Genomic DNA, 7,919 nt, shown 5'->3' with positions numbered 1-7,919 from the left:
TAAACAGAAATATAAAGATTGGCCGCGTAGCTCAACTGAATAGAGTAGCTGACTACGGATCAGCCGGTTACAGGTTTGAATCCTGTCGCGGTCACATAAAAATAAAAAGCGTTGAGATACTATCATCTCGACGCTTTTCTTTTTATACCTACTTCTTATCATTTCAGTTTTTCCTTTTGCAGTGCATTTTTTAATATAAGTTTATCCAGAGATTGATTTTTCTGATTTACTGTTGCTAATGCACACCGTCTGACTACGTTGGCTATCGAACCTCCCGAAAGTTCTGTTCTGGCAGCCATGGTAATCAGGTCTTCGTCTACATCCTTCGGCCAACCTTTCAGCATCTTTCGCCATATTTCAGCGCGTAGTTCTTCAGTCGGCATTGGAAAGTAAATCACTGATTGGAAACGGCGGGAGAATGCTTCGTCGATGTTCGAACGTAAGTTTGTTGCCAGAATGACCATGCCGGGAAAGTCTTCTATACGCTGTAAGAGATAAGCCACTTCCTGATTGGCATGACGGTCATTGGAGGTGTTGGTGGAAGTACGTTTGCCAAACAGGGCGTCTGCTTCATCAAAGAAGAGAATCCAGTTCCTGTTTTCAGCGAGATCGAACACTTTAGCCAGATTCTTTTCCGTTTCCCCGATATATTTGGAAACGATCATGGATAGGTCTATCCGGTATACATCCATATTATTCTTCTTACCCAGCAATGTCGCCGCGAGTGTTTTCCCTGTACCCGGAGGACCGTAAAACAGCGAACGATATCCGGCTTTCAGGATACGCGACAACCCCCAGTCTTCCATGATGGTCTTACCGGAAGAAATCCATGTATTGATCTCTTCCAGTTCAGTCGTCACCTGGTAGTCCAGCACCATATCTTCCCAGTCCAGTTCCGTGGTGATACGTTTGGCAGGGAAGCCGGTGGTATAATCGGGCTTATATTCTACATCGAGTTGTACGCGGCTCAGGAATTCCTCAGATACACGGAGTTGGCTGCTGAGCAGTGGCTCTCCTTCGCCTGCACCTTCCAGCCGCAGGATATTTTTTCCGTAGAACCAGTGGCTTTTTGAGAACATATGGATAACCTCCTTACGTTTCTCCACGTCCTCCCCGGCAAGGATGAATGAAGCGGTTTCACCCGTAGGAAGGAATCCTCCGTGCGACAAACCTTTCCAACCGCCGAACTCGGTGTACTGGCGGTCAAAGTTCTTGTTCTGCACAAAGAAGATGTCCAGTATTTGCGGACAGATATGGGGCATCAAGGCAAGCATGATAACGATTCGTTCTTCAAAATTGGTGTCCATTTGTCCTGTCACCGCCTCCATCCAGCCGTTTCGGGGCGGATACACATCCTTTAGCTGCTTGTACTCAGATTCCTGATGGAAGTAAAGCTGGATGGCGACAGTTAATACTTGGTTGAACCATTCAATATACTCACGCATAATTCTTCATTAAAGACTGTTCGCTTTTGCGCCCATCACGTCGGCTTCGTGTTCCAGTGCGACATTGTCATTCACCGGCATTCCGCCTACTTCGGTGGTAGGTTCCACACGGCCAGCCATCTGCTGGGCCACGTGCCATGCCTCATGGGGCAGGTGTTGTTCCTGTCCCGGAGCTACATGGATGTCCGTACCTTGTGTATAGGCGAGCGCCTGTACTGTAGCCGGCTTGTCCGAATTATAATGTACTTTTACATCATCCATCGCGAGGCCGGAAAGTTCTTCCACGCCGACTTTCAAGTGGTCGGGCATGCCGGTTTCATTCTTTTTCTGAACGGGAGCTTCAAACCGGCCTTGCAGGGCGGCTTCGTCTTCATCTACTTCGCGCTGGACTGGCTGTTCGAATTTACCTTGAAGCATGTCTTCTTCATCCTCTTCCCGCTGGAGAGCTTGATTGAACTTGCCTTGCAGGGTATCTTCTTCGTCTTCTTCCACCTGTTGCAAGACCGGGTTCATCGGACGGTTATCCACGAATTGCATTGTGCCGCCACCATCCAGTTTCTGCTGGATGGTGCGTGCTGTCTTCTCTTGATATACTTTTTCAGTTGCCATTTTATATATTTTATGGTCCGTCAATTTATTGGAATTTTTGTTTCTCGTGCCACATGACCTGTACATATTTCTTTAGCCACGGGAAGCGTATCTGCCTGAAGCTCCACGGGATGGATTCAAGCAGGATGTCATGTGTCTTTTCTTTCATCGTAAGCAGCCACCGTTCCTCCTGCTGTTCCAATGTACCACTGCGGGCAAGGAAACTCTGGCGGAAGCCCCTTACCGATGTGCCGTCCATACTTGGCCAGTTAGCCTTTATGCCTGCCACCATGGAGTCGACGGTCTGCTTTTCTTCACTGGTAAGAGGCAGCTGTTTCGGGATCGGTATATGTTGGAGCAATCCGACAAGTAGCCGATTGAAGACCAGTTCTGTTTCTCGGTATTCCCGTTCCTCTCCGTAGACGATATATTGAAGTAGGAATACGGCGCGGATTTTCAAAGCCGTATTCCTGAGCGATTTCCGTTCATCATCCAGATAGTCGAGTATAGCGAACAGTCGGCTAAGCCAGGGGGCGAGCAGGCAAAGGCCTGCATTTTCCACCAGAAGGAATTCCGGAGTTTCTGTCGCTTCGTCCGTTCCGACTCTCCCGTCCTTTGACAGCTGCAACATCTCACAGAGTTGCAGCAATAATTCCTCCTTCACGACTTCCTTCTTTTCCGGCAGTGACTGCACCCATGAACGGACCGTTTCTTCGGGACTTCCATATATCCATTCATCCGTACGGCTCTTTATGATGTAGGTAGCCAATGCCTGTCGCAATTCGCTCTTCTGAAATGTATTCCTTTTTGACAAGTGTTCCAGAATCTGCCGGAAAAGCTCTGCGTCGGAAAGAGAAAGGCTTGCCGCCAGACGCAGCCAGTCTTCGATATCCAGCCATGCTATCCATTTGTCCGGCGGCAACATATTTTGCGATACCGTTTTTTGTATATATTTCAGCAATTCTTCCGGTTGGAAACGCATGTAATTGCGCAGCCATCTTTTTCGGGTATCTTCCGGTAGGCCGTTGTCCGCGATCTTCTCCAAAGGTAACGAGATATTGGATTTACCGAACAGACGGGAAAAGAAAAACGCTTCCATTTCATCCGGTGTCTGCCTTTTCCAGTCCGTTTCTTTAACCCATGACAGCAACGCCCGGATAAATCCGGTGACAGATATCCTGTCGGAAGGACCATCAAGAAACCAGGAAGTCAATCGTTGGAACACACCGGCTTGTTCGAATCCGGCTGTAGTGGACAAACAGACTGTCCATCTCTTTGCCATTATCCGGTCCGAAACGAAAGCAATCCGTTCTATTTCAGACAGGTTGGCATCCTTCTCTAACCAAGTCAGCAACTTTTCCGGTTGTTGGTCTATCAAGAAGTTGACAGATTGCTGGAATGTCGCATCACTGTTGCTTGCATTCGACAATATTTTGTTTATATCGTCTGAAGCCATGTTGTTTTCACTACTACTCATATTTGAAATAATTTTATTGGTAAATGATATCCATAATATATTATTGTGATAATCTGTTTTGCCGGTTTGTATGAAATAAAAGAAGGCAAGGAACTTTCCTGCAATCTCGTTAGCCGTCAGTGTTCTGCCTGATGTATCGCGGTCCTGCAAGTAAAGCAGCAGAGCTTTCGAGAGTGCAAGTGGCAGGGAAAGACTGCTTCCGACAATCCGTGACAATTCCTCCTCCTGATGTTGCAGCTGCTCCATCAACTGCGATAATACGGAGGTCTGGTAGAAATCCGTCTTCGCCATGCCCTGTAGCATAAGCGGGGCAGGTACATATCCGGCGATTGCCGTTATGTATTGACTCTCATGCGGCAAATCGCGGAGCAGGTGTATCCACTTCGCCGGTTGTTCCGTTATGGTGTGTCGTAACAAACCGGATTTATTCTCATAGGGTATGGAAGTGTCATCCATCCTTGTAATCGGTTTTCATAAGCCGGATTTGCCGGGATTCATTATCCACCAGCAGATGCAGGATTTCTTCTGTGGCAGGAGAGTCCGTATGTCCCATCTCTCGCCAAAGAGCAAGAATGACCTCCGATATTTCTTCTCTGCCAACAAGGTCTGCGAATAAAGAACGGATATATTCCACTACCGGTTTCTTATGTGTCTCTTGTAACCGTATCGTTTCGACCAACCATACAAGTAGGCGAGCTTTCAAAGGTTTTGAACCTCCTTTCCAATAAGAAGACAAAGCACGTTCGTGTGCCATCAATCCATCGAAGAGGGACAATAACAGGGCGGTATTTTCGAGTCCTACCAGCCGGACGGTGGACTGTCGAAGTACTTCTTCCCATATCGGTTGGCTTATCAGGCGGCAGAGGGAGTTCGATAATCCACATGCATGGAGCAGTCGTACCGCTTCAGCGTAATCCTTTGACGATTGTTCCAGAAAACAGACAAGTAATTTGCGTTTTATATCATCTGTCACGACAGACACTGATAATATTTCTTGTAGTCTCTGAATACTCCATCTTCCGCTCTGTTCGAGACCTAGTCCTTCTTTTATTTCCTTCAAAGGCTGGGAGGCGGATAATCGGGTAACGATTGCTTCATCCTCCTTGCCTGTCAATTCCTGATAAAACAGATTCAACAATTGGTCGAATCTGTTTGGTAGCCGGTAGTATCCTTTCCGAATCCACATCAGTACCGATTGTCGGAGCAGAAGCTCCAACTGAGTTTCGGTTATGCCTTTTAACCAATCACTTTCTTCTGAATATTGTTGCCGCAGGTAATTCCTCATCACTTCTACCGCTTGCAGGGTGTTAAAAGAAAGAGCGGCAAGCATACAGTTCATTGTATCAACCTCGATCAGAGCAGCTACAATAGCTATTCCTGTCATATTTGGGGTTATTCCCAATCGGAGCCATTGGATGAGTATCTCCGGTTGTTCTTTGACGATTGTGCGGATGAACATTCGTTTGTCCGCATCGCTACATTTAGCATCTTGTAGTATATCCATAATGTCTGTCGGATCTTTCAAACCGGACGATGCTTTATCTTCAACGGACAAAGTGTTTTCCTTTGTTACGGCTGGTTGGTGTAGTAGGGACAACTGCAAGAAGATGCGGTACAGTTCCTGACTGAAATACCCATCATGCGTAGGCGAACCATCCGCACGGTAGGGTTGGAGATAGTAGATAGTATTCAGTACATCAATATAATAAGTCGGACCAAACACTTCCAGAAGAAAGCTAACGGTCAACTCCGCCTTTGAAAGGTAGAAAGAGTAGTTACGTTTCCGTATAAATATCAGCAGCCGATGATGCAGGTGGTTAGTAAACTCCGCCTTGCCACCGAACATAGCAATGCCGTTATAGGGATAATAGCGTATCAGCCACTCAGTTATTTGTACCTCCTTACTCGCCTGGGCTGTTTTAATCATTGCCGGGATTTGTTTGCTGCAATATAGCAGATATAACAAAAAGGTCATACTTTTAACTTCCATAGCATGGGTTCTTTGTTTAGTTTCTTTTTATAATAGCTGGTATGAAGGACTCTTTCTTTTCAAAAAGATCGCTCTTATTCCCAGCGTGAACAGTTGGGCTTTCACATTACTTACTCCTTTGTTTTACCTGTATTTTCGTTTCAGGATAACTAACCTGTTACCGGATGCACGGCAATGGAGACGGCATCTGCTTCTCCCTGGAGTCTTGATCGGCGTTTATATCGGGATGACTTTGTTCAATCCGGTTCCCGATAAGCTAATTTATAGCTGGTCTGAATTCGGACTCAATAGTTCTGTCTGGTGGCCCTATTTCCGTATTGGTTGCTATTTATCTTTAGCTGTACAATTATTAGTTTATCTTCCACGTATTTTGAATGGAGTAAATGATGATAATACTCCACAAATGCAACTTATTAGAAAGGACTTATTCTATCTTTTATGTTTCTATCTTATTTCTATAATAAGTATGTTTACTTCCTGTTATATATGTAATATTCTATATAATATATCAACTATTTTTATAGGTGGATATCTGTTGAATCAATCTGTATTTTACCGGACTGTAAAACGTAAAATAGGTTTTTATCTATTACCCCATTTTTTCACCAAAACCAGACAGAAGAACGAGATCCCCATTCCACTTACTCCGGAAAAAGAAGAAGAGGAGGTGATCCGTTTATTAAAATCACCCAAATACTTGCATAATCCTAATTTGACACTTAAAATATTAGCAAGTGGACTAGGAATGAATGCGACTTCGTTAAGTTTATATTTCAGTCAGCAGTTGGGAATGCGTTTCCCTGAATATGTAACCGCTCTTCGTTTGGATGAAGCGGAGATATTACTTTTGAATTCAGATATAAAGGTGATCGATGTTTCTGAATTAGTCGGTTTTCAAACGTCATCATCATTCTATCTGGCTTTCAATACCCGACATCATATGCCTCCTTTGCAGTGGAGAAAGAAAATGAAGGCGAAGTCCTGACAAAGGTATTCTCAAATTATATATTTCTTTCTTAAATCGTAAACTTATACCATTTGATATATAATCATAGTCTCTTGTTAATCAATCAAATATACGTAAAATTAAATAAGAAATCCATTGGAACTATCCGACACCCTTTCCTAGTACCTTTGTATACATAACCGGGGCCCATAAAGCCTCTTTAATATGATACAAAATGAATACACTCAACTTTGACGAACGAACATTACAGGAGGCTACTGCCAATGCTGTAGGAGGTGTGGATAAAAACGTAGTGGATAGTATATTTATCAGAATACAGGATCACTTCCGAAAAATATTGTTCAGTGATATCCTCTATATAGAAGCATCAGGCAGTTATTGCACTTTCTATTTACAGGCAGGTGCTAAAGCGACAGTTGCATACACACTGACGGATACAATGCAACATCTGTCGAAAGATTTGTTTATCCGGGTACATCGTTCTTATATTGTCAACAAGAATCATGTCGTTGGTTATATCGGTAATATATTTTATATTGGCGATCAAACGGTCCCTATCGGCAGACAATATAAAAAAGATGCGTTATCTCGTTTCAATATGTTGGGAACAATTAGTTGAATAACAGATCTAAAAAACAATTGAATAAAACGAAGATTGTAACCTAAATTGTTAATATAAGAACGATAATTATGGTAGAACAAAAACAAGATACTACAGATGCTTATGCGATAAAACTTGATGCGCCTGCTTTTTTGGAAAACAACAAGGATGAAGTCGAATTTGAAACTATAGAATTCACATATGATAAGTTAGAACGTAAACAATAAAAAATTATTACAATGGAAAATTCAAATGCACAGATTTTTAAAGTGAAAAATGCCGGGATCGTTTTAACAACTCCCTTTTTACCAATGTTTTTTTATCGGTTAGGATATTTAGCGGATTCCCGTAGAGAGTTTATTGATAAAGAAAAGCAGATTCGGGGAATTTTTTTGTTACAGTATCTGGCTACATATTCATTAGAGGTAAAAGATTCTGAATTAATGTTATTTAAGATAATGTTAAATTATCCGCTATCCGATCCCTTGCCTTGCAATATTGAACTGACAAGTAAAGAAACTTCTTTAATTGATGAACTGTTGAACAGCCTAAAGATAAATTGGAGTAAAATGAAAAATGTTTCTAATAGAGGCTTTCAGGAAACATTCCTGAGACGGGAGGGAGTATTGGAGGATATGTCAGATTATTGGAACCTGAAAATGGAAGAAAAACCTTACGATGTTTTGTTGGATTCAGTTCCCTGGTCATATTCAATGGTGAAATATCCTTTTCAGGAAAAACTTATACGGGTTAATTGGAGAAATTGATATTCTTTCTAATATAGAAAAAAGACATTATTATATGTAAACAAAAATGCTATGTATTAAATGAGACATAGCATTTTTGTTTTA

8 protein-coding genes and 1 tRNA gene are annotated in these 7,919 nt (G+C 42.8%); 5 read left to right on the top strand and 4 right to left on the bottom strand.

Translation table 11 applies throughout. The features are described from left to right. The first annotated feature begins 20 nt into the window (after positions 1-20). Positions 21-94, top strand: a tRNA-Arg gene (locus tag HMPREF1535_RS18375). A 64-nt stretch (positions 95-158) separates the two neighbouring features. Here HMPREF1535_RS18375 and HMPREF1535_RS18370 read toward each other — a convergent pair. The 4 genes from HMPREF1535_RS18370 to HMPREF1535_RS26305 are packed head-to-tail and all read right to left on the bottom strand — an operon-like array spanning position 159 to position 5,500. After that, positions 159-1,445: an ATP-binding protein gene (locus tag HMPREF1535_RS18370; protein WP_046147091.1), complete on the bottom strand. Its 1,287-nt coding sequence runs from the start codon at positions 1,443-1,445 to the stop codon at positions 159-161. Between the two features lie 9 nt (positions 1,446-1,454). Next, the gene (locus HMPREF1535_RS18365) at positions 1,455-2,054 is read right to left on the bottom strand and encodes an eCIS core domain-containing protein (protein WP_082207578.1); all 600 of its coding nucleotides are present in this window, start codon (positions 2,052-2,054) and stop codon (positions 1,455-1,457) included. A gap of 25 nt (positions 2,055-2,079) precedes the next feature. Further along, positions 2,080-3,966, bottom strand: a complete 1,887-nt coding sequence (locus HMPREF1535_RS26310) for a contractile injection system tape measure protein (RefSeq protein WP_242507825.1) — start codon at positions 3,964-3,966, stop codon at positions 2,080-2,082. After that, a complete protein-coding gene (locus HMPREF1535_RS26305; RefSeq protein ID WP_235438500.1) occupies positions 3,959-5,500 on the bottom strand; it encodes a hypothetical protein in 1,542 nt (513 codons plus the stop codon). The genes HMPREF1535_RS26310 and HMPREF1535_RS26305 overlap by 8 nt, the downstream gene beginning before the upstream one ends. Before the next feature lie 535 nt (positions 5,501-6,035). Here HMPREF1535_RS26305 and HMPREF1535_RS26300 point away from each other — a divergent pair. The 4 genes from HMPREF1535_RS26300 to HMPREF1535_RS18340 all read left to right on the top strand — a co-directional run bounded on the left by HMPREF1535_RS26300 (position 6,036) and on the right by HMPREF1535_RS18340 (position 7,835). Next, complete coding sequence (locus HMPREF1535_RS26300) at positions 6,036-6,485, top strand: helix-turn-helix transcriptional regulator (RefSeq protein ID WP_235438499.1); 450 nt, start codon at positions 6,036-6,038, stop codon at positions 6,483-6,485. A 196-nt stretch (positions 6,486-6,681) separates the two neighbouring features. Next, entirely contained in the window at positions 6,682-7,086 is a 405-nt protein-coding gene (locus HMPREF1535_RS18345) for a LytR/AlgR family response regulator transcription factor (protein ID WP_010803148.1), read from the top strand. 71 nt (positions 7,087-7,157) lie between these two features. Further along, positions 7,158-7,295 carry a hypothetical protein gene (locus HMPREF1535_RS26005; protein WP_007656661.1) on the top strand — a complete coding sequence of 46 codons (138 nt, stop codon included), beginning with the start codon at positions 7,158-7,160 and terminating at the stop codon, positions 7,293-7,295. 12 nt (positions 7,296-7,307) lie between these two features. After that, positions 7,308-7,835, top strand: a complete 528-nt coding sequence (locus tag HMPREF1535_RS18340; RefSeq protein WP_007656660.1) for a contractile injection system tape measure protein — start codon at positions 7,308-7,310, stop codon at positions 7,833-7,835. Positions 7,836-7,919: the final 84 nt, after the last annotated feature.

This window comes from Parabacteroides goldsteinii DSM 19448 = WAL 12034 (genome assembly GCF_000969835.1).
Taxonomy (GTDB): Bacteria; Bacteroidota; Bacteroidia; order Bacteroidales; family Tannerellaceae; genus Parabacteroides; species Parabacteroides goldsteinii.
This window is presented reverse-complemented; position numbering and strand designations above follow the sequence as displayed.